This window comes from Candidatus Njordibacter sp. Uisw_058 (assembly GCF_047730065.1).
Taxonomy (GTDB): domain Bacteria; phylum Pseudomonadota; class Gammaproteobacteria; order Pseudomonadales; family Balneatricaceae; genus Njordibacter.
In genome coordinates this window covers 1,475,807-1,500,848 of sequence record NZ_CP159829.1, presented here as the reverse complement: position 1 = coordinate 1,500,848, position 25,042 = coordinate 1,475,807, and the positions used below count along the sequence as shown (strand labels likewise).

Annotated in this window: 26 protein-coding genes; 17 read left to right on the top strand and 9 right to left on the bottom strand. The window is 42.9% G+C overall.

The features are described from left to right. Nucleotides 1-916 precede the first annotated feature (916 nt). The 3 genes from ABXT59_RS07005 to ABXT59_RS06995 all read right to left on the bottom strand — a co-directional run bounded on the left by ABXT59_RS07005 (nt 917) and on the right by ABXT59_RS06995 (nt 2,943). Nucleotides 917-1,297 (bottom strand): DUF2237 family protein, encoded by a 381-nt coding sequence (locus ABXT59_RS07005; protein ID WP_443635077.1) that lies wholly within the window; start codon nt 1,295-1,297, stop codon nt 917-919. Between the two features lie 861 nt (nt 1,298-2,158). Next, nucleotides 2,159-2,509, bottom strand: a complete 351-nt coding sequence (locus tag ABXT59_RS07000) for a cupin domain-containing protein (protein WP_443635076.1) — start codon at nt 2,507-2,509, stop codon at nt 2,159-2,161. Nucleotides 2,510-2,544: 35 nt separating this feature from the next. After that, a complete protein-coding gene (locus ABXT59_RS06995; RefSeq protein ID WP_443635075.1) occupies nt 2,545-2,943 on the bottom strand; it encodes a hypothetical protein in 399 nt (132 codons plus the stop codon). Nucleotides 2,944-3,237: 294 nt separating this feature from the next. On the opposite strand from ABXT59_RS06995, the gene ABXT59_RS06990 reads away from it, so the two are divergent. From ABXT59_RS06990 to ABXT59_RS06970, 5 genes are all read left to right on the top strand, one after another. Next, a complete protein-coding gene (locus ABXT59_RS06990) occupies nt 3,238-3,447 on the top strand; it encodes a hypothetical protein (RefSeq protein WP_443638522.1) in 210 nt (69 codons plus the stop codon). Between the two features lie 214 nt (nt 3,448-3,661). Continuing rightward, on the top strand, nt 3,662-4,114 hold the full coding sequence (locus ABXT59_RS06985; protein WP_443638520.1) for a hypothetical protein: 453 nt from the start codon (nt 3,662-3,664) through the stop codon (nt 4,112-4,114). Between the two features lie 287 nt (nt 4,115-4,401). Next, the gene (locus ABXT59_RS06980) at nt 4,402-5,853 is read left to right on the top strand and encodes a DUF1800 family protein (protein WP_443638518.1); all 1,452 of its coding nucleotides are present in this window, start codon (nt 4,402-4,404) and stop codon (nt 5,851-5,853) included. Beyond that, entirely contained in the window at nt 5,846-7,003 is a 1,158-nt protein-coding gene (locus ABXT59_RS06975) for a DUF1501 domain-containing protein (RefSeq protein ID WP_443638516.1), read from the top strand. Before ABXT59_RS06980 ends, ABXT59_RS06975 begins: the two co-directional genes overlap by 8 nt. A gap of 25 nt (nt 7,004-7,028) precedes the next feature. Beyond that, a complete protein-coding gene (locus ABXT59_RS06970; RefSeq protein ID WP_443638514.1) occupies nt 7,029-7,850 on the top strand; it encodes a hypothetical protein in 822 nt (273 codons plus the stop codon). Between the two features lie 149 nt (nt 7,851-7,999). Here ABXT59_RS06970 and ABXT59_RS06965 read toward each other — a convergent pair whose 3' ends face one another. Both ABXT59_RS06965 and ABXT59_RS06960 read right to left on the bottom strand, forming a co-directional pair. Further along, nucleotides 8,000-8,227 carry a hypothetical protein gene (locus tag ABXT59_RS06965; protein ID WP_443638513.1) on the bottom strand — a complete coding sequence of 76 codons (228 nt, stop codon included), beginning with the start codon at nt 8,225-8,227 and terminating at the stop codon, nt 8,000-8,002. 47 nt (nt 8,228-8,274) lie between these two features. Then, nucleotides 8,275-9,186 (bottom strand): LysR family transcriptional regulator, encoded by a 912-nt coding sequence (locus ABXT59_RS06960; protein WP_443638511.1) that lies wholly within the window; start codon nt 9,184-9,186, stop codon nt 8,275-8,277. 160 nt (nt 9,187-9,346) lie between these two features. Between ABXT59_RS06960 and ABXT59_RS06955 the strand changes: the two genes are divergently transcribed. The 12 genes from ABXT59_RS06955 (at nt 9,347) to ABXT59_RS06900 (ending at nt 20,346) form a co-directional block, all read left to right on the top strand. Further along, nucleotides 9,347-10,096 carry a sulfite exporter TauE/SafE family protein gene (locus ABXT59_RS06955; protein WP_443638509.1) on the top strand — a complete coding sequence of 250 codons (750 nt, stop codon included), beginning with the start codon at nt 9,347-9,349 and terminating at the stop codon, nt 10,094-10,096. A 263-nt stretch (nt 10,097-10,359) separates the two neighbouring features. Continuing rightward, the gene (panB, locus tag ABXT59_RS06950; protein ID WP_443638507.1) at nt 10,360-11,262 is read left to right on the top strand and encodes a 3-methyl-2-oxobutanoate hydroxymethyltransferase; all 903 of its coding nucleotides are present in this window, start codon (nt 10,360-10,362) and stop codon (nt 11,260-11,262) included. Nucleotides 11,263-11,308: 46 nt separating this feature from the next. Next, the gene (locus ABXT59_RS06945) at nt 11,309-12,592 is read left to right on the top strand and encodes an aromatic ring-hydroxylating oxygenase subunit alpha (RefSeq protein WP_443638506.1); all 1,284 of its coding nucleotides are present in this window, start codon (nt 11,309-11,311) and stop codon (nt 12,590-12,592) included. Between the two features lie 85 nt (nt 12,593-12,677). After that, entirely contained in the window at nt 12,678-13,175 is a 498-nt protein-coding gene (locus tag ABXT59_RS06940) for a nuclear transport factor 2 family protein (protein ID WP_443638504.1), read from the top strand. Between the two features lie 27 nt (nt 13,176-13,202). Further along, nucleotides 13,203-13,550: a Rieske 2Fe-2S domain-containing protein gene (locus tag ABXT59_RS06935; protein ID WP_443638502.1), complete on the top strand. Its 348-nt coding sequence runs from the start codon at nt 13,203-13,205 to the stop codon at nt 13,548-13,550. Nucleotides 13,551-13,648: 98 nt separating this feature from the next. Further along, nucleotides 13,649-14,692 carry a 2Fe-2S iron-sulfur cluster binding domain-containing protein gene (locus ABXT59_RS06930; protein WP_443638500.1) on the top strand — a complete coding sequence of 348 codons (1,044 nt, stop codon included), beginning with the start codon at nt 13,649-13,651 and terminating at the stop codon, nt 14,690-14,692. A 554-nt stretch (nt 14,693-15,246) separates the two neighbouring features. Beyond that, complete coding sequence (locus ABXT59_RS06925; RefSeq protein WP_443638498.1) at nt 15,247-16,389, top strand: ABC transporter substrate-binding protein; 1,143 nt, start codon at nt 15,247-15,249, stop codon at nt 16,387-16,389. A gap of 270 nt (nt 16,390-16,659) precedes the next feature. Next, nucleotides 16,660-17,511 carry an ABC transporter permease gene (locus ABXT59_RS06920; protein ID WP_443638496.1) on the top strand — a complete coding sequence of 284 codons (852 nt, stop codon included), beginning with the start codon at nt 16,660-16,662 and terminating at the stop codon, nt 17,509-17,511. A gap of 3 nt (nt 17,512-17,514) precedes the next feature. After that, nucleotides 17,515-18,366 carry an ABC transporter ATP-binding protein gene (locus ABXT59_RS06915; protein ID WP_443638494.1) on the top strand — a complete coding sequence of 284 codons (852 nt, stop codon included), beginning with the start codon at nt 17,515-17,517 and terminating at the stop codon, nt 18,364-18,366. Between the two features lie 4 nt (nt 18,367-18,370). Continuing rightward, nucleotides 18,371-19,192, top strand: coding sequence for an ABC transporter permease (locus ABXT59_RS06910; RefSeq protein WP_443638492.1), 822 nt, complete (start codon nt 18,371-18,373; stop codon nt 19,190-19,192). Between the two features lie 73 nt (nt 19,193-19,265). Continuing rightward, nucleotides 19,266-20,114, top strand: a complete 849-nt coding sequence (locus ABXT59_RS06905; RefSeq protein WP_443638491.1) for an ABC transporter ATP-binding protein — start codon at nt 19,266-19,268, stop codon at nt 20,112-20,114. A 37-nt stretch (nt 20,115-20,151) separates the two neighbouring features. Then, nucleotides 20,152-20,346 carry a hypothetical protein gene (locus ABXT59_RS06900; protein WP_443629494.1) on the top strand — a complete coding sequence of 65 codons (195 nt, stop codon included), beginning with the start codon at nt 20,152-20,154 and terminating at the stop codon, nt 20,344-20,346. Between the two features lie 44 nt (nt 20,347-20,390). Here the strand turns inward: ABXT59_RS06900 and ABXT59_RS06895 are convergent, their stop codons facing one another. From ABXT59_RS06895 to ABXT59_RS06880, 4 genes are all read right to left on the bottom strand, one after another. After that, nucleotides 20,391-21,104, bottom strand: coding sequence for a type 1 glutamine amidotransferase (locus tag ABXT59_RS06895; protein ID WP_443638489.1), 714 nt, complete (start codon nt 21,102-21,104; stop codon nt 20,391-20,393). 275 nt (nt 21,105-21,379) lie between these two features. Next, the gene (locus tag ABXT59_RS06890) at nt 21,380-22,036 is read right to left on the bottom strand and encodes an ATP-binding cassette domain-containing protein (protein ID WP_443638487.1); all 657 of its coding nucleotides are present in this window, start codon (nt 22,034-22,036) and stop codon (nt 21,380-21,382) included. Nucleotides 22,037-22,054: 18 nt separating this feature from the next. Next, nucleotides 22,055-23,734: an ABC transporter permease gene (locus tag ABXT59_RS06885; RefSeq protein ID WP_443638485.1), complete on the bottom strand. Its 1,680-nt coding sequence runs from the start codon at nt 23,732-23,734 to the stop codon at nt 22,055-22,057. A gap of 29 nt (nt 23,735-23,763) precedes the next feature. Next, nucleotides 23,764-25,014 (bottom strand): ABC transporter substrate-binding protein, encoded by a 1,251-nt coding sequence (locus ABXT59_RS06880; RefSeq protein WP_443638483.1) that lies wholly within the window; start codon nt 25,012-25,014, stop codon nt 23,764-23,766. Between the last annotated feature and the right edge of the window lie 28 nt (nt 25,015-25,042).

The following is a 25,042-nucleotide window of genomic DNA, read 5'->3' as shown; positions in this document are numbered from 1 at the left end:
AGGGCACGAGGGCGAAATTGGTTCTACTGTTCACTTTGTTAGCTTTTCACACACAAAATAGAGTGGTTTTACACAAGTCTTTAAGCATACAAGTGTGCAAAGCAGTTGGTTAGGGTCATAGGGCAGTATAAGGCTCACATCTAGCTTATAGACACGTTTAGCCTGTGCTTTATGACCAACAGTTTGAATTACCTAATAATAACCTTAAGTCTATTGTAAGTATTATTAAGATACATTAATGCTACATAAGTAATACTCTTAGGCAACACTATTGCTGATAAATTAATAAACTTAGCCTCTTCGTCGACAATGGAGTTTCCATGGTTACTACTATAATTTGTTTAGCTGTATTTGCTCTTGTATCTACTTATATAATGCTTGTTTTTAGAGCGAAGCGAAGGAAAACGTCATTGACCCGCATCAATCCTAAATGGGAGATATAGGTTCACAAGAGACAGACTTCCACAGGGACTTCAGGCTCTAGACTATATTGTTGACAATATCATAATCTGCTGATATATTGTTTTCCAGTTAAGTCCTTGAAAACGAAGAAACTGTTATGACTATTACTTTAACTTGGGTCGCTGGATTTCTTATAGTGACCTACCTAATCCTTATTCTAGCAAAAGTGCGAAGAAAACATTCGCTGACCCGTATCACTTCTAAATGGGAACGTTAGGCGCTCAACCTGACAAGCTCTGTCGGCTATAAAACATAGATACTCGTGCACCAATGTGTAAGCCGGTCCATCTAGTGCTTTAATTGGCTCGAGGTTTTGGAGAACTTAGTTGGTCAACCTTCTAAAATCGCTCCAAGTTGCTTTTTCATAGATTCACAGCAAGTCTTATTGTAAGCCCTAACCCGTTTGATCTCTTCAGACCCATGAGTACGCTCTTTGTTTTAAGGCTTTCTTTGGCTAGTTTAAATCTACCGCATATTTTTTGAGCAGGCTCATGGGCACGATTTCCAAAGCCCTGATATGGGTACTTTGAAGATACAGTCTGGGGGCCATGCCGTTTTTCTCAGCCTCTAACCAACGCCCAGCGCATACACACCAGCTATCTCCCGGTTCTAAGCCTTTAAAATTAAATGCAGGCATTGGGGTAGATAGATCATTGCCTTTAGATTTTGAATATTCTAGAAACTCCTGCGAAGTTTCAATACAAACTGTATGAGAACCAATGTCATCTTTACAGGTATTACACGCGCCATCTCGGTAGAACCCAGTGATTGGATCCACTCCACAGATTTCTAATTTTTCACCAAATACGTTAATTGGCTCATCCATTTTATTCATTTTAGTGCCTTTATTTTAATGCCTTTCATTTTAGTGCTTTATTTTATAACTTTTAAGGCCTGTCAGGTGATGCTAAACCTTCCATTTAGGGCTGACACGCATCAGTTTAAGATGCCTACGTTTGGCCGATAGAGTCAATAAAAGGTAAATAATTACAATAAAGAAGCCAGCAACACAAGCTATGGTAGTAATCATGAGAAGTCCAATGTTAGCAAGGGGATATAGGTAAGATCGACGTCAGACTTTCTGAATAACCTCATATCCAAAACACAGCCGTGTGTGTTTGGTTGAATTGTAACAACAAATTATCAGCACCTTGGTTAGCTCACAATGTTTCTTACATAGCTTTACGATATATGGGCAGGGATCAATTATGTTTATTAGCATAATGTATTAATCTAACGCGTCTGTAAGATCGATCTCTGCAGTGAACAGTTATGAGTTTCACCATTGATTATGTAAACATTTACACTTAAGAACTATTTTATGCTTCCATCCAATAAAGCCCTCCTGATCCAACATTAAAAGGGTTTCACTGCTGCTCATACCTATACCTGTGCAGTCATGTAAGCTCATGAGCAGGTCTTTATTTCTTCTTGCTTTTCCAAGTGCCACCGTATTGGTAAGTATTTACAAAACTTGTCTTAACCTCTTTGAGGCACTTTCCACAGAGAAATACCCAATTATCCGAGTCTTGATATCTACACCTGTAAAGGACTTCATTTGCGTTTTTACACACATCACATTCTTTAGTTCTCATTCTCACAAAAATATACCCTGGCACACGCTCTTGACATAATATTGACTTGCCACAAGTATTTATTAATATATAGACCCATTAGCCACACGCGACAACAAACCTCATAGCTTAATATCAAAATGCTTGACCACAGACTCTTTGATTTCCCAAGTGCCCTTAAACCCGACGTCAACCACAAAAGCATCCCCTGGGCCTACGTCCATGGGTTGTCCACCATCAGGTGTGATGGTGATACGCCCCTCTATAAGGTGAACGAATTCATATTCAGCATAAGTCGCATGATAGGTTCCTGGCGTGGCTGTCCATATACCAGATATCATACTGCCATCATTGGATGTATGGAGTACCCAAGTTTTCATGGTAGGCGAGCCCTTTACAACGGTCCATCCCTCTAAAATTTCACTGATTACCTCAACTGATGGTTGATTGTCGAGCTTAAATAGATGCTTCATTTAAATGGTCCTTAGTTAATTGCACTGAGAATTGCCTATAAAACGCTAAAAGTTGGTTCTAATTTACTGCGGGTCCTTAAGCACAACACAGCCACAAATGCAGTAGCGATCATGGGGGGAACCTGCAGAGGAATACCTCGGAATACAGACAACGCTATAATTGTTGTAAACATGAACGCAAATGCAATTGTGCAGCCCATTAATACAGCCCTTTGATCATTTATCGCTTCAATGTTGCGCATACTAAAAATGACGATTGCTACCATAAACACAACCGAGGCTAAGGCGTAGCGAAGTGTGACTCCAATTTCTAAGGCGTAACCCTGCGCTTCGGGAAAGGCAGCTAAAGTGACTAATTCAGGAATTGAGGCAAATGCCGCAGCGACGATGGCAGGAACTGCTGCACAGATTGAAAGAACTAGTTTTGTTTTCATTATTACTTCCTTATCAATTGCGTAACAACATTAGGGTTAAACGGGCCCTGATTCTGCACTAGCGGGGATAACTAGACTAAACTCATTACTAACCTTTAGAACTCAACTACCGCTATATTAGCAGTATAATCACAAGACTTATAATGTCATGGGGAAGTCGAAGCATATAAGCGCTGAAGTTAGTGAGTTAAAGGCTGACTGTAACAGCTTAATTCGGTATATTCTGGCTCTAATTCAGAGTTAATTATTGGCAATAATTCACAAAAACGAGAACAAATTAATGAAAAATCAATTATGAGCGGTCAAAGACGGTTTTTGAAAGTGTGGGCGAGAACCGTTGGCATGCCCATTGGCGTGGATGACGATGATAAACCAGAGTTTTTGCCTATAACCCAAACCGATGTTAAAAAAGCTCTAGCGTTTCGAACCTTTTGGATTGCATTACATGTGTTGACTTGTGTTCTCATTATAGCTGGCAATGGTAGAACATTAGGTTGGTGGTAAGGGATTTTAGGAAGTAAAAATTTGTCTCATCTCTTTGGAGAACTTAGTTCCCCAAATGGTTTTAGGTGCATGTTTGAAGGCAACGTATGTTTGAGTCTGTGGGAGTTAAAAATTTTATGTAATTGGGTTGTTATTCTTAATGATAATGATTATCATTAAGAATAATTTGTTAATTTTTAAAATAAATTAACATCACCTAATGTGAGGCATAAACATGAACAACCTATTGCTCAGAGTCATGGACGCAAGCGATTCGCTGGTGCCTAAAAAAACTTATCAATGGCAACCGTTAGATGCTGATTTACAGCAAAGTCCAGCTGAATTTATAAAGTTGCAGCGTCGGTATAATGATCAAACTGAATACCTCAAGACGCTGTCGAATACATTGGCTTTGTTAGAAGATCAATTAAAGCAAATGGAATACGCCAATACAGTTGCGGGCAACTGTAAGCAATGTTTAGGAAAAAGCCTAAACTTATGTGGCCAATGTGTTCTGCATATAGGTGGCTACATCGGTACAAAAAATCAACACAGTGGGGCATTGGAACATACCCAAAAGCATTTTAGAGATCTAGATAAAAATCATGATAAAGGCAGAGACAGAGACTTAGATAAAGATTTAGATAAAGATTTAGATAATGGACAAGAAGATGCCTATTCGCTTTGAGAGACTAAGTCGTTAATTTTGTTATTGAATTATCAAAAATTGTACTAAAAAAAAGCTGTTTTAAAAATGAGTTGAAAAATAATTGACTCCTGCCAAAACACTTATCCATCGCAAAAAAATAACATACGTTACATTTCTAACGAATCTAACAAACAACTTGTCAGATAAACGTATTAACTGATTTTGTTTTAAAAGCGAGGTCAGTTTGATATTACCTTTGTTATAAGTATGTTAACGTTCTAATATAGCGTTGAGTTTTATCTTGCTTTAAAGAGGGTAAGTTTGTTATGAATAATCAATTTAGCATTGCTCAGCGGGTGGGCCTGATGTTTCGTTATGATCAGGAGTTACCCCAAGACATGGAAACTTGGATAAAGGCTCAATTGAACGCACCATCTCCGGCTTTGGGGATTGCTAATATTTCTACAGACGTGGCTGAATGGCCTGAAAAATTGCAGCCCGACTTATCTCAACGAGCCCATCTATGGCGCCGCTACAGGGACCTAAAACAGCAACAACGTGAAGGCAAAAATGGTCAAGACACGGAAGCTGCAAAGCAGGCCAACCGCCGTGAAAACTTAATGCGAAAAAAAGATGAGCTGAAGTTTGTGCAACGTAATATTTATGGCGCAGATCAAATAAAACTGAGGTTAACGGCTTTTTGGGCGAATCATTTCACCATTGGTAATACCTTCGACACGGGCAGTACAATTGGCCATGCCATTGATGAGGGTATTCTAGCTAAACTTAACGGCAGTTTTGCAGACATGCTTTATGGCATGACTACCCATCCGGGTATGCTGAACTATTTGGATAATGTAGATAGTGCTGGGGAACGTTCTGAACAAGCTAAACAGTGTCGGCGCAAGCCGGACTGTCAAGCGGGTCTTAACGACAACCTAGGGCGGGAATTATTGGAATTGCACACAGTGTCTGTGGCCGCAGGTTACACCGAAGACGACATTCGCAATGCTGCGCATGTATTGGCAGGCTGGGGTGTGTGGTTTGATGAAGATTTAAGTGCCATGCGCAAAAATACAGGCACAACTAATCACTGGAATGCCTATAAAAAACGTTGGGCAGAGCCAGGCACAAAAAAAGTTATGGGCAAGACCATAAGTGGAGGCCGCAATGGTTTACGCCAGTTAACTGATTTTCTTGCCGACCATGATCACACTATCCATTACATTTCTACAAAACTGTGCCAACACTTTGTGAGTGATGCCCCTACTAAGGCACAAATTGAAGCGGTTAAATTAGTTTGGCAACAAAGTGATGGTGATTTACAAGCAATTCACACCCAAGTGCTCAAGCTAGCTATGACGGCAACTGAGCCGAAGTTCATGTGGCCTATGACGTGGTTGTTTCAGGTGGTGCGTTTGTCAGGCGCCACTTACTTTAAAGGCTGGAACGAAATTTACGAATACCAAGACAATCTCATGGATAGTAAAGAAGTGTTAGAAGAGCTAGGTCAATCATTTTGGAGTTCTCGACAACCTAATGGTTATTCCAGTGATAAAGCAGAATGGCTGTCTGCTGAAATGTTTGAGCGGCGCATTCGCTTTGCTGATGCCATCTACCAAAACGGTCGCACGCGTCGTTCAGTCAATAAAATTATGGATCGCATTGGTGCAACACAACAAACGCGAGCTTTGGTGGCCAGTGTTGGCTCTTCACCAAAGGATCAATTTATCGCTCTCATGTGCAGTCCAGAGTTAATGGGGTTAAATTATGTCTAAATTAACAATAGATCGCCGCAGTTTACTCAAAGCAGGTGCTGCTTCACTTTTCCTTGCAGGCATGCCTGTTTCTGGCTTGGCAAAAGGTAAGGCTGCTGGCCGCATTTGTGTGATTATTTTGCAAGGTGGTATGGATGGCCTAGCCACAGTGCCGCCTATTGGGGATCCAGATTTAATGCGCATGCGTAAGGCCATTTCCCCAGAAAATTACTTACCCCTAAATGACTTTTTTGGTTTGCACCCAGCATTAAAGTTTTATGCCCAATTGATGGCTCGAGGTCATGCCTCTGCAGTACATGCCACGGCTTTTCCCTACACCAAACGCTCACATTTTGAAGGCCAAAACGTCATTGAAGGCGGGGGATTGTCGCCTTTTAGTGAGAAGACAGGCTGGTTAGGGCGGGCTTTAGATTTAGCGGGTGTCGCGGGCCGGTCTCTTTCGTTAGATATGCCATTAATTTTGCGAGGCCATCATGACAATGATAATTTTTATCCTGCAAGTATTCGGGGATCAGGCCGGCCATCGTCTAAGTTATTAGAAAAAATTGCCATGGGCCATAGCATGGAAGCAGCGCAAGTTTTCACTAAAGTCGCCCGCAAAAGTGAGGAAAACATTCAAGTACCCCGAGACCCAGCCAGTCTAGCGCAATATGCAGGGCAGGCTATGGCAAAAGCGAATGGACCATTGGCATCGGTCATTCGTGTTGATGATTTTGATACCCATGCTAATCAGGTGTATCAAGATAATACAGATGAGGGCCGTCTTGCGCGGCAGTTAGGTGTGGTAGACGAGGTCATTGCTGGGTATCGTCGTGGGTTGGGCGATGCATGGGATGATACTATTATTTTGACCTTAACTGAGTTTGGTCGCACCGTTGCAGCGAACGGAACTTGGGGTACGGATCATGGTTACGCAAGCGTTGGGTTACTCGCTGGAGGAACTCTAGCGGCTAATGGAGTGGTGGCTGATTGGCCTGGGTTGAGTAAGAAAGATCAATTCGACCAAAGAGACCTCATGGCGACGATAGATTATCGATCTGTCTGTGCCGCTTGTGTTGAAAAGACTCTAGGGCTTGAGCATGATGTTATTGCTAGCCAAGTGTTTCGCCAACCTGACTTACCACGGGTATTTGATCATTTGTTTGCCTAGATCGTTTATTGAAACGGAGTTTAGTATGCCCCAAGCATCACCCAAACATGCCTCTTGCCTTTACTTCCACTTTTATTTTACCTTTAACTTAGCCAGACTGCTTTTGGGCATAGTTGCTGCGAGTTTAATGGCTGTGCCTGCTATGGCAGCAGATATGTCGGGTTGGAGTGATAAAACGGTGTGTCGCCTGCTTGCAGGAAAGCCTGACAATGCAGAATTTGTGGCAGAAGCTCTGCAACGAGGGCTAAATTGTGGCAGTAGTGCTAAATCAAGTGGGAAAAAACAAAAGGCAGAGGGTAAGTCATTACCCAAAAATCAGGGTATTGTTTTGTATGCATTAAATATGCCCCCCAAACTTAAAGCCCAGTTATTATCTCAATCTATTATTAAGACAGAGTTTGATTTTAGTCCCTACCAACTCGCAGTTATAGAAGAACCTGTGAGGTGTCAATTTAATCTACGCCGAGTGCAATATGAAGATAAGCCAGAAGGGCAAATTGAAAACTGGAATATGGCTCAGGGTCATCTGGATATAAGTTCTGAAGCAGTGAAAATCAATGGTGCTTGGCGCATGGGTGGACTGTCTAAAGATCCAGGTTATCTGAATAACGAAGTGAATCTTAAGTTGACTAGAGCAGGCCATTTGGTGGGCAAGATGGCGTACTTTTTACTCAATGTGCACCCAGGCGAAGTATTGGAAAAGCCGCTCTATGTGGAGCTTAAACCTCATAAGCGCAGTAAACCACTGGACTTAAAAACCCTTGGTAAGGCTGAATTATGGACTGATGTTGAAGACTGGGCCGGCGGAGTGTGGTCGCTAAGAGGGTGTAAAATCACTTCATCTTAGGCAACGGCTACCTTAATCAAAAATCGCTAAGGAATGCTTAGTTAATAAAGTATTCTTAAGCTCTAAATAGAGTATATTAAAAGGGTGTTTGGACCTTGCGTGCCTTTAGATGTGAGAAATGGGCGTGAGCACTGGTCCAGCCAAACCGATTAAGCCCATTTGGTATCGCCTTTTAAGATGATGGCGTTGCCCATAATTTTTACCCCACACATATCACTCGCTTCTGAATTAACCTCTAGGTTTTTAACAACACTATCTTGATCAGCTAATACCTGCAGTTCCCCCTGTTCAAAAACAAGAGAGACTTGTCCGCCGATTAAGGTCTCTGCTTGGGCAAGTGAGGGGCTCAGTAAGGGTTTATGTGTGGTTGGTTTCATGTTGCCTGTTCTCACTTATGTCCAATAATTTAGTTAACGCTGTTAATTTACTCTAGGCCTAAAAAGCTAAAGTTTTCAAAGGCGCCAGCTTCTAATGCTTCTCGCATAAGAGCAGATGTTGCCTTAGTCATGGGTAATACGGGGTTGCCGTGGACCCAAACCAAACCTAGGGTTTGCGACACAGTAGGTGCTTCAAGTAGCTTCTGTTTAGTGTTGGGTAGGTGGGCAAAACGTTTGGGCACAATAGTCGCTAGGTCCCCAGCCATAGCGTGAAACGCTAATTGGAAAATAGAATTTGATTCTAAAACTGGCTGGCATTGCACACCAGCCTCTGCAAACGCATCGTCCATAATTTTTCTTTCACGCATTGATTTAGACAGTAAGCAAAGGGGCAGTTTGCTGGCCTCAGCCCAAGAAATAGTGGGGCTATCATCTAACCAATCGTTATCTGGCAACAGCAGATACAAAGGCTCTTCGTATAATGCCATAGTCACAAATCGATCGAGGGCGGGGTTTTCTAGGTAAGTTACCCCAATGTCTATTTCAAAATTCGTTAAGCCTAAAACTAGTTGATCAATACCAATAAACTGAATGTCTAGTTGCACTGATGGGTAGCGTTTTTGAAACAACTGACTTACGGTTGGAAATAAAGGGCAACTCAGTGGAGTAGCACCAATACGCAGGCGTCCGTTCAAATCACTGCGCATGATACTCAACTCTTCCAGCATTGCTGATCTGTCTGCCAATAATCGCTTAGCCCATGTCACTACTCGCTTTCCTTCTTCGGTAAAGCCCTCAAACTTTTGTTGGCGGAGAATGAGTGGAATGCCCAATTCTTTTTCTAGGCTTTTAATGGCACTAGACAAACTAGGCTGAGAAACATGGCACTTTTCAGCCGCTCGACCGAAATGTTTTTCTTGTTCTAACGCAACTAAATATTGAAATTGTCTTAAAAACACGACTAACCTCTTGTTTTTATTAGTTAAAGTTAATTATCTGTCATTGATAAGATATGGCGTATTGCAATTAGCCATGACTCACTCTATCACTAAGGGTGTCTATGTTGTCAATATCTTGTAGTATAAAAGTAACAAAAATTAAATCGTCAATGACCCCATTATGTTTTTAACTCCTCTTTTAACAACTGTCGTCTTTTTTGTCGGTCTGCTGATTGGTAGCGTGGGTATTGGTGGTGTGCTTTTGGTGCCCGCACTCAAATTTATGGGCGGTATAGATTTACATTCAGCCATTCCTGCCTGCATGCTAAGTTATATGGTCACTGGTTCAGTAGGAGCGTTTATCTACGCGCGTCATGGAACCATTAATTGGTCGATGGCAATCAAAGTATGCGCAGGAGCTTTGCCTGGAGCATACCTAGGGGCTTATTTTCTACCTTTTTTTCGAGCTGATGTACTTGAAGTTCTTATTGCAGTTCTGATTCTTGCATCTGGGGCCAACTCCTTATTGCGTAAAGCGTCAGATCAGCAATTTACCCCACACATAGAAAATAACACGCCGTTACTTGTTATTGGGTTAGTCGCAGGTATAGGGTCTTCATTAAGTGGAACAGGTGGGCCTCTGCTATTAATCCCCATTCTTATCTGGTTTAAGGTGCCCGTATTAATTGCCATTGGCTTGTCTCAGGTTATTCAAATTCCTATCTCGGCTGCGGCGAGTGTAGGTAATTTTTTACATGGTGATATTGATATTAAGCTAGCAGCTATGCTGGCTTTAGCCATGGTTGGTGGCTCACTAGTAGGGGCCAAATTAGTGCACAGCCTGCCTGTAGATAGTTTAAAGACATTAGTGGCCTGGCTACTGATTAGTGTCGCAATGGCGATGTTAGTGCGCTTCTACCTGCATGTCTAGCGCCAGCAAGACACCAAATCGGCTACTACCTAGTCTAGATAAAGGCAGATAGCGTAATTTTCTAATGAGCTTCTGTGTTGTCTTCCCCCTTAATTCATTTTTTTTATGTGTTTGAAAAATTCCGTCTTTAGGCCAAAGCTATCACTTGATAAAAACTATCTGTTTGACTCTTTTTAGGCCCATTGCCTATGATTGCTGCAAGTTTAAAAGTGCGCCAAAAAAGTGCTTTGTATAAAAAAATCAATTAATGAGCGGAGAATGCCATGACAGACTTATCAGTACCAAGAAAGAAAATCACCATACGCGGCCTGCAAAAGAAAATGCAGGAAGGCGAGGGTATCGTGCAAATGGCCATCTATGACTACCGCAGTGCAGTGATCGCGGATCGTTTGGGCATAGATATCCTTTGCGTTTCTGATACAGGAGGCATGGTGCTGTTTGGTCATGAGTCTACCGTTACCGTTAGTTTTGAAGAAGTAATGATGATGTCCCAAGCTGTTGACCGTGGCAGTAAGTATGGCTTACGCATGGTAGACATGCCTTACTGGAGTTTCCATGTTTCTCCTGAACAAGCGGTTGAGAACGCAGGAAAATTTATATCCCGAGCCAATGCAGAAGTAATGAAGTGCGAAGGTAACCAACACCATGCAAAAAATATTGAAGCCATTGTTAAAGCGGGTATTCCAGTTCAAGGCCACATTGGCGTTACACCTATGCGTATGCCTCAGTTAGGTGGTTTTTTCGCTCAAGGTAAGACCTCTGATCGTGCCAAAGAATTAATCGATGACGCGATGGCCATGGTCGATGCCGGTTGTTTTTCAATTATGTGCGAAGTCACAAGCCAAGAAGTATGTGAATATTTGACTGAAATACTTCCTGTTCCTGTCATCAGCTTGGGTGCTGGTAATAGGGCTCATGGCGTGCATATTATTACCTCAGATCTATTCCATCTTTATGAAGAGCACACTCCTCGTCATTCAAAGATTTACCATGACCTTATTCCAATTATGGAAAATGTATTTACTCAGTATCGTGATGAAGTTAAATCACGAGTTTATCCTGGGCCAGAGCACACGGTTTATATGAACGACCAAGAAATTGCGAAGTTCGCTAAAGAAATGAACTGGGAAACCAAATTAGCTGAGTTAGACGCAGCCCGCAAATAGGGTTATCTAAGTCAAATTTTTTTTAACTTACCGGTGAGGTAACATTATGTCATCAAGAAATCATACCCAATGGAATGCTACTCCTGACTTGCAGCGTGGTGAGTGGGTAGATAGTAGAATTTATTCAGACGAGCAAATTTTTGAAGACGAGCTGAACAAGATCTGGAAGAAGACCTGGATCCCTGTTTGTCATGAATCGGAGCTTAAAGAGGCGTACTCTTTTCGCACCATGACCATCGCGCGCGAGCCTGTTATTGTTGTGCGTGGCAAAGACATGGTGGTACGAGCATTCCTAAATGTGTGTCCTCACAGGGGCAACATGATTGAGCGACGGCCTTCTGGTAATTACAAAAAAGGAACACCTTCAGGCACACCTAAGACAATGACATGCATGTTCCATGCATGGAGTTTCGATATGAAAGGCAAATGTGTGAACATCTCACGCAAAGAGGCGGGCTACCAAGACCGTTTAAATGAAGATCAGGTAGGCTTACGTGAGCTAAAGTGTGAAGTTTACTTTGGTGGGTTTGTCTGGGTGAGTCTAAACGATGACATTGGCGTGACAGTTGCAGAATTTGCTAAAGGTTCGCTTGACGTGCTGCTTCCCTCTTTATCTGAGGAGCCGTTGGAGGTCTTTCACTATCATAAGGCAATCATTCCCTGCAATTATAAACTGTGGCATGACACAAACTGTGAGTTCTATCATGATTACCTGCATTATCATAATCGGATCACCGGTTTCAACGATGCCTATTTTGCGCGTAAGAATAATGGTTTTGATGGTGGCCACATTAACGTGGGCAGTTTTGAAGTTCAGTACGAAAACTACGAGGGATCTCACGGACGGGAGGAGCTTTCCTTCCCTCATCTGCCACCCAATCACTGGTACATGATAGACATGTTTCCTGGAGTGAACTTTAACCTGCGCGGTTCAGCCTTGCGGTGCGACTTAATGACACCACTGGGTCCCAATTCCGTCATGATTGAGTTCCGGGGCCTTGGCCTTGCCAGTGACTCTAAGAAAGATCGCCAAACTCGGATTGACCACCATAATTCCATTTGGGGTCCGTTCGGACGTAACTTGCACGAAGATCTCTTGGCTGTGACTGGCCAAGGTGCGTCTATGCACCCGCTGGCAGAAAGTCGTAAAATTCTCCACGGGCGCCATGAAAATGAAACGATCCATGATGAGAATGGTATGCGCCATTATTATGAAGAGTGGGGTAAGTTGCTAGATCGGAATCCAAGTGACCCAATGCAAAAGTTTAAGCCATATCCTGAGTTCAAGGAACAAGTTGCTCAGCGAGAGGCTGCTGCTGCCGCAGAGTAGATGGCTAACTAGGGAGAAATTGGCAGGTAAGCAAATAGCTACCCTGCCATTTTTTTGAAAATAAAATAAGTTTTTGGAGGTCTCCATGGCTGCAAGTAATAACGAAATACAACAAAAAATAAGAGAGCTAATCTATAATACATGTATCCATCTAGATGACTACCAGTGGGAGGAGTGGCACGATAACTGCTCAGAAAATTTCAATTACGCCATTAAAGCCTATAGTCCAGAAGTCCAGGCAGATATTAAGTATCACGGTGGTGATAAGGAATACATGGAATCAATTACGAAACTTTTGAACAAGCATAATAGTGATCAGTCTCCTTTAAGGCGCCATTGCACTGTGTATAGGGTAGATGTGGCGGAGGATGGAAAATCTGCTACTGCGATAAGTTCACTGGTAGTGCACCAGACACAGCTAGATGGAGTAAACTCCCATGTTGATGCTGGAACAACAAGCGTGTTTCTAGTAGGCAGATACAATGACAAATTTGTTATTGATAAAGACAGTATTAAATTTGAGGATCGGGAAGTTCGCTTGGATACGCGCCGCCTAGATAAAGGCACGCACTGGCCAATCTAATTCCCACCCTAATCAGGAAGTAAAATTATGAGCTGGAAAGCAGCCTGCCCCGCGGGCGATGTGAAGCAAGATAAAATAAAAGAGTGCACCATCGATGGTGTAGAAATTATTCTTGTCAATGTTGGGGACGGTTTTAGAGCCTATCCGCCCGTTTGTCCCCACATGGAACAGTATTTAGAAGGCTCTGGAATTTGTGCCAATAATGTAATGACCTGTGACCGGCATCTTTGGCAATGGGATATGAAAACAGGTGAGCCTTTGGGACCTGCTGAGAAGCCTTTGCTTATATATGACACGAAAGAGGAAGACGGACAGGTCATGGTTTTCATTGATGAAGAGCTCGAGTATGACTTCGATGACGATGATGATGACTAAAGGGGGCTTGCAGTGGATCGCACTGCCAGTACCAATAATAAGAACAAGTTAATGGATAGAGCCCGATTTCAATAGGCACTGTTGACCGGAGTGAAGCTATGTTAATAGAGATTGAAAAGAAGTCTAAAACCTACCGTTTTGAAGCTAATGCAGGGGAAAAGATCCTCCATGCAGGCTTGCGAGCAGGGGTGCCTTTGCCATTTGAGTGTGCTTCTGGAACATGTGGCTCCTGTAAGGCTAGGGTGAACGAAGGGGACATTGACGAGGGATGGCCAGAAGCACCAGGTAAAGAGAATTTCAAGGCTGCAAAGCGCGAAATGCTTATGTGTCAGTGTGTCGCTCAAACCAATTGTAACTTGACTGTCCCATCAAAAATTAAGGCCTTTCGTGAGGATGACTTAATTCCAGATCATCATTTAGGGATGATAACTCAATATGAAAAATTGACCAGGGATGTTTTGAGGTTTGAAGTTAGGCTGCCTGAAGAAATAACATTTCATGCGGGTCAATTTTTTGTTTTACAGGTGCCAGGAGTAGAAGGCTTCAGAGCCTACTCGATGGTTAACTATGCTCCGAGTTCAGATAAGCTTGAATTCATAATTAAGCAGTTTCCTGGTGGGAAACTGTCGGACTGGGTGTTTGAGTCTGACCGCTCAAATGAGGAAATAAAAGTCTTTGGGCCATTGGGTCGCGCAACGTTTCACCCAGATGAGTCCAAGGACCTATTCATGATTGCTGGAGGTTCGGGCATTGCTGGGTTAATGTCGATTCTAGAACATGGCAGCCAGGCCGATCACTTTAAAAACCACCGGGCGAGTTTATATTTTGGAGTTCGGACTCCTGAGGACATGTTTTTTGCTGACAGGCTGCGGGCTGTAAAAGCAAAATTTCCAAACAATATTTCAATAAATATAGCCTTTTCTATTGAACCACCGACCGAGGAGCAGTTAGTTGGTGCCGATGGTATTAATTACTCGTTTGGAATGGTTCATGAAATAGCGTTACCAGCTGTGGAAGAGGGTGGAGAGGGCACGATACATTATCTGGCTGGTCCAGCACCAATGGTAGATGCCTTAATAAGACCTCTAGTACTTGATTCTAAAATCCCTGCAGACGGGATACGTTATGACAAGTTTAATTAGTTCTGTGCAAGTGATTGACTAATCGTCCAAGCAGGCAATCATGCAGCTGGACTTAGATCGCCCTTTAGATTCGTTGAATTGTTTAAAAATTGAAGGGCATCATGAATTGATCCCTTTAATGTTTTAAAAATGATCAAATATATTAAATAGGCAAAATAAATAAATCACTTAATCCTACATTAGGTTAAATCTTTAACCGTTTATTGAGAGTTAATTTATTGCTTCAAAATGAAGCTAACATATTCAATTTAAATGGGTTAATTACTCTAAAACTTTTTTTTAAACGCTAAAATCACTTGTCATTTGGGTAGAAAGTGGGATTGATTCAAGCGGTTTTTGTTGATTAACAACATCTTGTTTGTCTGAGAGCGAAAGGTTTTTATTTGTGTCCGACCTACATGATAGGTTTAATCAATGGCTTAATTGAAATTAAAGTATTTACAATTAAGTTTCAATGGTTTAAAAATGAAGAACGATCTGGTGCGGAAGGTTTTGTGAAGGTATTGGATTGATATAAGGATTTAATAAAAAAAATAACTAATCTGGAGAGAATTATGAGAACTCAGGTTCGCAATATTCAAAATAAGCTAACTACTGCAATGCTGGTAATGGGCCTAGCTGTCGCAGGTTCAGTAAACACTGCAAATGCCGCAGAAATTGACTTTGGTAATGTAGGAGAGCCTATCGACCTAGTTGTCGGTTATCAGCCATATTACACTGAGGCCTGGTCCGGTGTAGTTATGAAGGGCATGAAGTTTTATGAAAAGTACTTACCAAAAGGTTCTACTGTAGAGTTCCAAATAGGTTTGGCAGGTGGTGTTATTGTAAACGCCATGTTAGCTGGCAAGCAGCACATTGGTTACATGGGTGACATGCCTGCAATTGTGGCGACCACTAAGGAACGTGTAGCGGATGTTCGGATTGTAGCAACAGCAGGGCTAGCGATGGACCAGTGTAATAACATGCTGGTTAGAACAGATGCCCCTGAATTTGCAAACTCAGATGAAGCAATCCAATGGATGGATGGCAAAACTGTTGCTGTTCCCAAGGGTGCATGTACAGACCGATTTGCTCTGGCTGTGTTTGAAAAGAAAAACATCCAGCCAGCTGAATATCTAAACCAAAATATCGAAGTGATCACCAGTGGATTCCGAGCTGGTAAGCTTGATGCTGCAGCAATCTGGGAGCCAACAGCTTCTCGTCTTGTAGAGGAAGGTCTAGCACGCAAAGTGGCAACAGGCGCCTCTGTTGACGAGAACGATGGTGGTTTCATCGATATGCGCGGCGACTTAATTGATCAGCGTCCTGATGTTGTAAAAGCGTGGTTGAACGCTGAGCTTGACGCTCAATTGTTTATGTCTGACCCAGCCAACAACATGGCCATTGTGAAGATGGCTGCTGAGCAAACTACGGGCTTTGATGAATTTGTACTTTGGAAGGCAATGGTAGGAAGTACGCCAAAAGCCCAAGGTGGTACAGACGTTCGAAACGAAATGGCCTTTGCTATTACGCCAAAGGCGCTCGCTTTGATTACTACGGCGACTACTTTCTTACATTCCATCAAGACGATCAAGGTCGACACTTTACGTGACGATGCAATCGAGACACGCTTTACAGAAGAAATTTTGAAAGAGCGCGGATTAACTGCACCTGTTGGTAAAATGATGGCTCTACCTGATTCAGCTTTCCCTGGCTAAACTAGTGTGAGTGAGAGTAGTCATTTATGGGGCTTTAACATGTTCCTTAAACGTGGTTATTAAAACGCCATTGTTTGAAGCCCCATTTACTGCATTGTTGCTCCCACTATCTAGTGGGAGCAATATATATACTGATCTTCGAAGTACACACCAAATAAAGCTAATGAATATCATTTTTAGTGATGGGTCGTACGTCGAACTAATTTTATCCCTGAAAAGACACTCCTAGGGTCTGTCAAGGATTAACCTATTTATTTTGAGCTGGATAATATGAGTCAATCTAACACGACAATGAACTTGACGATGTATCGTATTTCATCTTGGTTAAAAAGCCCAAAACCTTATCTGATGTTTATTGGTTTTGGTTTTGTTCTTTCATTTTGGTATTTTTCAGTAGAAGTATGGAAATTACCTCGTTTTCAAGACATGCCTGCGCTAACAGAAGTGCTTGAAGAGTGGTTTAGTAAGGACCCTTACTACGGTCTGTCTGTTTACACCCCCGAATACTATAAACACATTGGTATTAGTCTTCGCCGTATTGCCTATGCGTTTTGCCTCGCAACAGCGTTAGGGGTCCCTCTCGGACTATTTTTAGGCTGGTCGCAAAAGTTAAGAGAATATATCTTTCCACTGTTTGAGCTCTTGCGCCCAATTCCAGTGCTTGCATGGGTTCCATTAGCAATTATTATGTTTAGTGGTTCTGAAACCCCCGTCATTTTCCTGACCTTCTTGGCCTCATTTTTTGCCACAACGTTGAATACAATGTTGGGAGTAGAATCTATTGATGAGGAATACAGCAGGGCAGCCTACTGCTTAGGTGCAAGCCGCTGGCAAACCTTTGTTCACGTTGTAGTCCCTGGTGCGATGCCCTACATATTTACTGGACTGCAAATCTCTATCGGTGTGGCTTGGTTCTCACTGGTGGCAGGAGAAATGGTTTCTGGCCAATATGGCTTGGGATACATAATAAATACCGCTTACATAATGGTCCAATACTCACAAATCATCATTGGTATGATTACGTTGGGTTTATTTGGTTACATAACTAGTGCTTTAGTACGTGTGGCGGGTGATTATATGATGCAATGGAGAGTGCGTGAACTTGCACTAGGTGGAGATTAATAAATGAGTACTTTAGAAAAAAACGATTCAATGCCGACCAAGGGTGCGATTCGAATCGAAGATGTAGTTAAGGTTTATGATCCAGATGGAGCCGCAGTGATGGCTGTGGATCATTGCTCTATTGATATCCCAGCTGGTGAGATCTGCATGATTGTTGGTCCATCAGGCTGTGGCAAAACCACGTTGCTGAATACCATTGCAGGCTTTCATGGCTTAACTTCAGGTCATATCTATTTAGATGATGAGGTTTTGTGTGGTCCAGGCAAGGAAAAAGCTGAGCCTGGCTCAGACAGGATTGTAGTGTTTCAAAATGGTGCATTATTCCCATGGAAAACTAATCTGGACAATATTGCCTTTGGACCCATGATGGAAGGCAAGCTGAGTAAAGCTGAAATTTATGATAAGGCCCGAAGAATGATGGTTGATGCGGGCTTGGAAGGGACTGAGGACTCATACCCTGGAGAAGTTTCATCTGGCCTAAGGCGTCGCGTCGAAATTGTTCGAGCGTTGATGAACGAGCCAAAGGTATTGTTGTTCGATGAGCCCTATCGTGCCTTAGATTCGTTAACCAAGTCAGTTATGCACGAAGCACTGTTAGATATTTATTACAAGAATAAAGTGACTATCTTCTTCATCACCCATGATTTGGAAGAGGCTATTTTTCTAGGACATAGATTGATCATTATGTCTTCGCGTCCGTGCAAGCCAAAGAAAATTGTTGAAGTGGATATTCCACATCCTCGAGATTATAGCGTGCTCACAAGCCCGCGCTTCCGTGAAATCATGAATGAAGCCAAAGGCGTGGTTAACGAAGAGGCTCGGAAGGCTTTTGAAGCTGGTGAGAAAGAAGGTTAAAACAATGACTATTAATAAATTTTTAAGTAAGCTTTCAGGACGTGCTGCTCTTAGAGGCGTAATTGCTATCGTTATTTTTATCGCCATATGGGAATTTGGATCGAGGTCCTTAGATCTAATTGGCTGGCGTATGCCCTTTGTAGGTTTAATACCTCCACCTAGTGATGTGTTAGCCAGTTGGACAGGCTTATTTATGGAGCCTAGTTACTGGCAGAGCTGGTATATGAGCTTTTTACGAGTTTTTACCGGCTTTATAGTGGCAATGATTGTGGGTATTCCTCTTGGATTGTATATGGCAATTAATAGAACATTCTATGGCATTGCTTTTCCTTCGTTTGAGATTTTACGTCCAATTCCACCACTCGCTTGGGTGCCTGCGTCGATTATATTTTGGCCTACGCAAGAAATGTCGATTGCCTTTGTCACCTTTCTTGGTGCCTTCTATACCATAGTAATTAATGTATTGGGCGGTGCTAGTTCGATCAACCGTCAATATTTGCAGGCTGCGCAGTCTATGGGCGCTACCCAGAGGGATATTTTTAGACGTATAGTTTTACCTGCAACGCTACCCTCAATTGTAGTGGGTTCAGCTGTGGGAATGGGTATTACCTGGGAAGTGGTTGTGGCAGCAGAAATGATCTCTGGTGGAGGGGCAGGTGGTGGCGCAAGCGGTGGCCTTGGCTTCTTCATTTGGAGTTCCTATGTTGGTGGTTCTTACGAGCAAATTATTGTTGGCATGATCAGCATCGGCATCGCAGGTTATATTAGTAGCGAGTTATTAAGAAAACTAGGTGGGCGTTTTACCCCTTGGTTGAAAACACGATAAGTAGTTAAAAAAACTAAACTCAAACCTAATATGAAAGATTATTTAATCTTGAGTCGAGATTCTGGAATTATTTATGTCAACAATTAAAAAAAGTAACGAAATTATTGCCACAAATGTGAGTAAAACATTTGGTGCAGGTCCTTTTGCGAAAGAAGTGATTAAAGACTGCTCCTTTACCATAGAAAGTGGCAAGCTAACGGTAATGATTGGCCCTTCTGGCTGTGGAAAGAGTTCTTTAATACAGCTCATTGCTGGTTTTGATCAACCTACATCAGGTTCAATCACTATTGGTGGTCGGCCAATAGAGGGACCTGGAAAAGATCGCTTAGTGTTGTTTCAGGAATCGGCTTTATTTCCATGGATGACAACGTGGGATAATGTTATGTACGGTCCACGTGCGCGTGGCGAAGATGCGGATGCGTCTGAGGCTCAAGCCGAGTTTTTGCTTAAAAAAGTTGGACTAGAAGCCTTTAGAGATAAATACCCAGCTCAATTATCAGGTGGCATGCAACGTCGTGCTGAACTCGCCCGCGCGATGATTAATAAGCCTGAAGTAATGATCTTGGACGAGCCATTTCGTGGGCTAGACCATATGTCTAAAGAATTGATGTGGGAATATTATGCTGCTCTGTATGAAGAAGACCGTAATACTAACTTCTTTGTCACAACCGACATAGATGAGGCTATTTTTCTTGCGGATCGTCTTTTGATCATGACTAACTTACCTACATCGACCCGATCAGTCATTGAAATTGATATCCCCCGGCCAAGAAACATAGAAGCAATGGCAGATCTTAAACAAGCGAATGACATCAAAACTGAGGTCATGACCCTGTTACATGAGGAAGCAATGAAGTCCTTCTCTGGCGGCAGCGCTGCTGCAGCTGATTTCCTTGATGCCTATTCTAAAAGAGCGGGTTGATCAGTGGATGTTCAACGCGCAGTGTGGGCTCTTCTAAATGCTTGAGGTACTGCTGCAGCGCTCTACGGTTGTATCCTTAGCGGTTATTGGGGGTTTATTGTCCCTCTGTGTGACCGTGTTGGCATCTCGTGGGGCCTTGTCAGAAAACGCTATTAAGAATTTAAACAAGCTCGCCTATGGGTTTATGGGGCTGAGTATGCTGCTATTTATCGCTGCAGGATTAAGGAATTAATGAGTTGGTTGTGATGCCCCGTTACTAATCTAAGTCAGTCGGTCTCAATTAATCGCTAGCATAAAGTTTTTATAGATGGTTTGAGCGCTGTTTAAACACAGATCCATGCTCTTATCCGCATCCTGTTTAAGGCGAGGCAAAGCCCCTTCACCAAGGGTCTCTTCTAGAGCTTGGGCATAAGCGGGTATAGCACCCCAGTTGTCGATAGTATCAGGCTCTATTTCAACATGATATTGCATGGACCAAGCATGCAACCCAATTCTCATGGCTTGAATAGAGCAAACATCAGATTTAGCCAACACTACAGCACCTTCAGGCGCTTGGGCTACCTTAACTGAGTGCCACTGAAGGCATTTTTGGGTTGGGGCCGTGCCTTTAAAAAGTGGATCCACTAAACCTTCCGTAGTTAACTCAACTTCAAGCACACCAATTTCAGGCGTTTTTTGAGGCCCACATGTACCTCCAAGGGCATCGGCAAGTAACTGATGTCCTAAACACAGGCCTAGATAGGGTTTGCCCAGATTTTTTACCCAATGACGAATAGCCACTTTTTCTTCAACTAGCCAAGGATGTTCCTCAACATCCCAGATATCCATGGGCCCACCCATAACCCAAAGGGCGTCATAAAGTTCAAAATTTGGAATTTTATCACCGCGATGGAGGTATACTGCATCCCATGGGATATTATCTGCCGCTAAAAACTGCCTTAGTGAACCTGGATGTTCGCAATCAACATGCTGAAAAACGAGTACGCGCATAGGTAGACTCCTGATTAACTGCCTCAAAGCAGGCTATGGTTATAGTAATACGAAACCCAGTTAATATGAAGTTGAAGGGTTTCATTTGATTTGATCATCAGGCGATGTTATTTAATATAAGTTTATTTTTAGTCTGCTAGTTTGGGGTGTAAATAGGCTTGAGGGTAATGCATAGGCCGCAATGGTCGTAAGGGAATACCGTGATTCCAAGAACATCCAAAATAGCCCTGTAACAATGAATTAATTAATGAGTAGCAAGGCGCTACCTCACATGTTTATAGGGCTTGACTTGAAGCTGGCTTTAAAATCACCAGAGGACCATTGGCGGCGTGTGCGTCTGCGGGTTCATGAGTGGCTAACAATACAGGTATGAGGCGCAGTCGTGCTTGGTCAAACAAAAATTCACGCATGGTGTGTCTTAGGTCTAAATCGAGCTTAGAAAAAGGTTCATCCAGTAATAATGCTTGGGGCTGGGCTAGAAGAGCGCGCATTAGCGCCACTCTGCTTTGCTGACCCCCTGATAAGGTTTGAGGATGTCTATGGTAAAAATCGGTTAGCTGAGCTTGATCTAAAGCCTGTTCTACAAGTAAACGCCGTTGTTTTGTATCGCCCACTTTTGCTTTTAGGCCAAATGCCAAATTGTCACCCACAGTTAAATGTGGGAACAATAGGGGGTCTTGAAACAGAATGCCAATGTGACGTTCAGCAACGCGCATGTGGGTGACTTCTTGGGCATTTAATACAAGCTTGCCAGCGATCCGAAAGTCACTGCTTAAGTGCCCACCAATCGCATTAAGCAAGGTTGATTTTCCCACGCCTGAAGGTCCCATAACACACGCCACTTCTCCTTTAGCAATGACAAAGTCAACTGGTGTAAAGAGGTTTTGGCCTTGTCGGTTAATCACACTAAACTTGCTTAATTCTAAACTCAAAATTTTCTACTCATCATATTATTTCATGTGTTTTAACGCGATCCATCTAGGTAGCAGTAAGGCACAGGAGTATGCCAATAATGGCACCAAAGCCTGCAGTAAACCATAGACCCCCACTAAGCGGCGATCTGCACCTGAGGCTAAGCTAACCGCCTCTGTGGTCAGGCTTTCAACACGGCCTGCTCCTATTAACAAAGTAGGCAGATACTGGCTAATTGAAACAGCCATGCCTATGGCCCAAGCAATTAATAATGGCCTGAGCAGTAAACTAAGTTTTATACGCCATAAACAAGTCCAAGAAGAGCTTCCTAAACTTTTAGCAACAGACAAATAGCGTTGATCCAAAGCTCGCCATGAATCCACCAAACTCAACATGACGTACGGAAAGACAAATAACAAGTGGGCCCAAATGACAGTTCCAATACCGCCACTAAGGCCTAAACGTAAAAAACTTATTTTTAGGCCATATAAAAATGCTATTTGAGGTACAAGTAATGGCAAATATATAAGCCAAAGGGTCGCACGATAAACATGGCCACCAAAGCGATCCTGTACCTCTAGCCAGATAACCGCGATCATCAATGCCAAACCACTACTAATGAGGGCAGTAATTAAACTATGCTTTAAAGCCAAAGGCCACTCAGTCCAAAGCTGTAACCAATAATCAAAAGACCAACTTGTGGGCCAAGTCTCTGGAAAAGACCAGCGCCATGTGATGGACCATATGGCCAGCACCAATAACGACAATAAACCGAGTATAAAGCTAATAGGCAGGGCTGTTATTAAGGTTGTTCCAAGCAAGGTCCATTTGCTGGCACGTCCGCCTGATCTAATGCTCACCTTGTTAATCAGCATTAACCCACGCACACACACTTCCCATAATAAAATACTCATCACCATGAGCATGGCCAGACTTATAGCGGCTGCTGAGGCGGGTAACAGCATCTGCGCATTAGCATCGGTATACAAACGCATAGTGACTAGGGCTAAAGTGGGTGGATTATTAGGGCCTAATATCTGAGCCATATCAACTGTTGAAAGAGCATAAACCAACACCACCATGACGGGTAACCGTATTAACGGATATAACTGGGGAATAATTATTTTTCTCCAGGCTAAGCTATGGCTATAACCCAAGCTCTGGGCTAGGGACATTTGCTTAGAGACGTTAATCTGCTTAAGTGCTACGAGGCAAACCAACCATAAAAAAGGCAATTCTTTGATGACTAGGCCCAAGGTTAGGCTTAAACCCCACAAGTCCTGCACGGTAGCCCAGTCTGGAGGCAAGGTCCAATCTGTTAGCCAAGGGCTAAACCAGCGAACTAGCCAGCCAGAAGGTGCAATTAAAAAGGCAAGGCCAATGGCAATGGCGGCATGAGGGGCTGCTAAAACGGGCACTATGATGAGCTGCACTAAAGGTTTGAGTCTACCCAAAAAAGATAGTTTCAGTGAGCTATTATATACCCAAGAACTTCCAAAAATTGCTAATAATAGAGCCATAATAGTTGCTGCAAACCCACTAAATAGTGTCAATCTTAAGCTGCTAATAAGGCCTGGAAGTTGCCATAGCTGCTTCCATGCGTTAACACTAAAGCTATGTCGTCCAAGGGCAGGTAAAATGCCAAAAGCCGCTCGCAATGCTTCACCCAGTCCAATCACGACGGGTAATAAAATGCTCATCCCCAAGGCGATCAACATTAACAGTTTTGGCCAATGGCTAGATAACATTACTGACTATATCGCTGACTCCATTGTTGTTTTAGCTGTACGCTCCAACTGGCATGGGGTTCAAGTAAGGTGGGGCCTAAATCAGTAAGTGTGGGTAAGGCCTCAGACGTTGGCAAGTCGGCAAAGACTTGAGCTTGAGTCTCGTTGAACTGTGTCGGGTCAAGTACGGAAAAACTGCCTAAAACATTGATGTTTTGCATGTGCGCTTGGGTTTCTGGTTGCAGTAAAAAATTAGCCACTAACTTTGCTGCTGCTTTATGGCTAGCGTTGTATGGAATAGCTACGAAACTAACATTCCCCAGGGAACCTAGGCTTGGTACCAATATTCGCGCGCTAGTAGGCAACAAACCACTGGCGATTCCAGCAGCGGCAGCGGCAGGGTCAAACGCCATAGCAATATCTATGGCTCCGTCACTTAACATTTGTTGTTGGATAGATTCATTTTCTGGAAAATTTTTCCCAGCACGCCACAGGTGGGGTTTTATCGCATCATACCAGCGCCACAATGGGGCTGTTGCTGTTATAAATGCCTGCTCTGTAGCGGGCTGTTGTAACAAGCTGACGTCAGGAGTTAATTCAATTAAAGCTTGTTTTAAAAAGGTAGTACCCATAAAGTTACTCACCACAGGGTGAGTTAAACGTCCTGGGTTTGCTTTTGCCCAAGTCAGCATTTGCGCCATTGATAAAGGCGCTTTGGTGACTCTTTTGCTATCAACTATAAATACAAAACGGGCTAAACGCCAAGGTACCTCTAGACCTGCAACCGCCTCAGTAAAATCGACTGTAGCAGGAGCGTTAGGGCTTAAATCAAGGTACTTTGCGTTCGGTAAATCAGCAACAAAAGGGCCATGCAATAACTCTTGCTCTTTCATAGCTAAGAAATTGGCTCCATTAATCCAAACCATATCCACTGCGCCATCTGTATTTTGACCTGCAGCTTTTTCTGCCAACACTTGAGTGACTGCTTCTGAAGTGGAGGATAATTTGACTTGCTTCACTTTTACATCATATAAAATCTCAGTTTGCTCTCCTACCCAAGTGATAAAATCGTTAGTTCGAACATCGCCTCCCCAAGCGTGCCAGTAAACAGTATCGCCAGCGCCCTGGTCGATGGTTTGTTGCCACTTAGGGGTAGGGGCAGAGGTAGGGGTAGCGTTAGCATGAGTCAGTTGGCTTAAAAGGCCCAAACTAGTCATTAATAAAATGATACTTAGTTGTGTGGCCCGTGAATAGTTCAAAAGTGTCATCATTTTTATGGTCTCTCATCATTATGGTAAA

Coding starts and splice junctions, on each gene's coding strand:
- ABXT59_RS06910 (WP_443638492.1), top strand. CDS start 18,371: ATGACTATTAATAAATTTTTAAGTAAGCTTTCAGGACGTGCTGCTCTT.
- ABXT59_RS06975 (WP_443638516.1), top strand. CDS start 5,846: ATGTCTAAATTAACAATAGATCGCCGCAGTTTACTCAAAGCAGGTGCT.
- ABXT59_RS06995 (WP_443635075.1), bottom strand. CDS start 2,943: ATGAAAACAAAACTAGTTCTTTCAATCTGTGCAGCAGTTCCTGCCATC.
- ABXT59_RS06940 (WP_443638504.1), top strand. CDS start 12,678: ATGGCTGCAAGTAATAACGAAATACAACAAAAAATAAGAGAGCTAATC.
- panB (WP_443638507.1), top strand. CDS start 10,360: ATGACAGACTTATCAGTACCAAGAAAGAAAATCACCATACGCGGCCTG.
- ABXT59_RS06955 (WP_443638509.1), top strand. CDS start 9,347: ATGTTTTTAACTCCTCTTTTAACAACTGTCGTCTTTTTTGTCGGTCTG.
- ABXT59_RS06990 (WP_443638522.1), top strand. CDS start 3,238: ATGAGCGGTCAAAGACGGTTTTTGAAAGTGTGGGCGAGAACCGTTGGC.
- ABXT59_RS06985 (WP_443638520.1), top strand. CDS start 3,662: ATGAACAACCTATTGCTCAGAGTCATGGACGCAAGCGATTCGCTGGTG.
- ABXT59_RS06925 (WP_443638498.1), top strand. CDS start 15,247: ATGAGAACTCAGGTTCGCAATATTCAAAATAAGCTAACTACTGCAATG.
- ABXT59_RS06920 (WP_443638496.1), top strand. CDS start 16,660: ATGAGTCAATCTAACACGACAATGAACTTGACGATGTATCGTATTTCA.
- ABXT59_RS06880 (WP_443638483.1), bottom strand. CDS start 25,014: ATGATGACACTTTTGAACTATTCACGGGCCACACAACTAAGTATCATT.
- ABXT59_RS06930 (WP_443638500.1), top strand. CDS start 13,649: ATGTTAATAGAGATTGAAAAGAAGTCTAAAACCTACCGTTTTGAAGCT.
- ABXT59_RS06905 (WP_443638491.1), top strand. CDS start 19,266: ATGTCAACAATTAAAAAAAGTAACGAAATTATTGCCACAAATGTGAGT.
- ABXT59_RS07000 (WP_443635076.1), bottom strand. CDS start 2,509: ATGAAGCATCTATTTAAGCTCGACAATCAACCATCAGTTGAGGTAATC.
- ABXT59_RS06895 (WP_443638489.1), bottom strand. CDS start 21,104: ATGCGCGTACTCGTTTTTCAGCATGTTGATTGCGAACATCCAGGTTCA.
- ABXT59_RS06970 (WP_443638514.1), top strand. CDS start 7,029: ATGCCCCAAGCATCACCCAAACATGCCTCTTGCCTTTACTTCCACTTT.
- ABXT59_RS06965 (WP_443638513.1), bottom strand. CDS start 8,227: ATGAAACCAACCACACATAAACCCTTACTGAGCCCCTCACTTGCCCAA.
- ABXT59_RS06945 (WP_443638506.1), top strand. CDS start 11,309: ATGTCATCAAGAAATCATACCCAATGGAATGCTACTCCTGACTTGCAG.
- ABXT59_RS06885 (WP_443638485.1), bottom strand. CDS start 23,734: ATGTTGATCGCCTTGGGGATGAGCATTTTATTACCCGTCGTGATTGGA.
- ABXT59_RS07005 (WP_443635077.1), bottom strand. CDS start 1,297: ATGAATAAAATGGATGAGCCAATTAACGTATTTGGTGAAAAATTAGAA.
- ABXT59_RS06935 (WP_443638502.1), top strand. CDS start 13,203: ATGAGCTGGAAAGCAGCCTGCCCCGCGGGCGATGTGAAGCAAGATAAA.
- ABXT59_RS06900 (WP_443629494.1), top strand. CDS start 20,152: ATGCTTGAGGTACTGCTGCAGCGCTCTACGGTTGTATCCTTAGCGGTT.
- ABXT59_RS06980 (WP_443638518.1), top strand. CDS start 4,402: ATGAATAATCAATTTAGCATTGCTCAGCGGGTGGGCCTGATGTTTCGT.
- ABXT59_RS06915 (WP_443638494.1), top strand. CDS start 17,515: ATGAGTACTTTAGAAAAAAACGATTCAATGCCGACCAAGGGTGCGATT.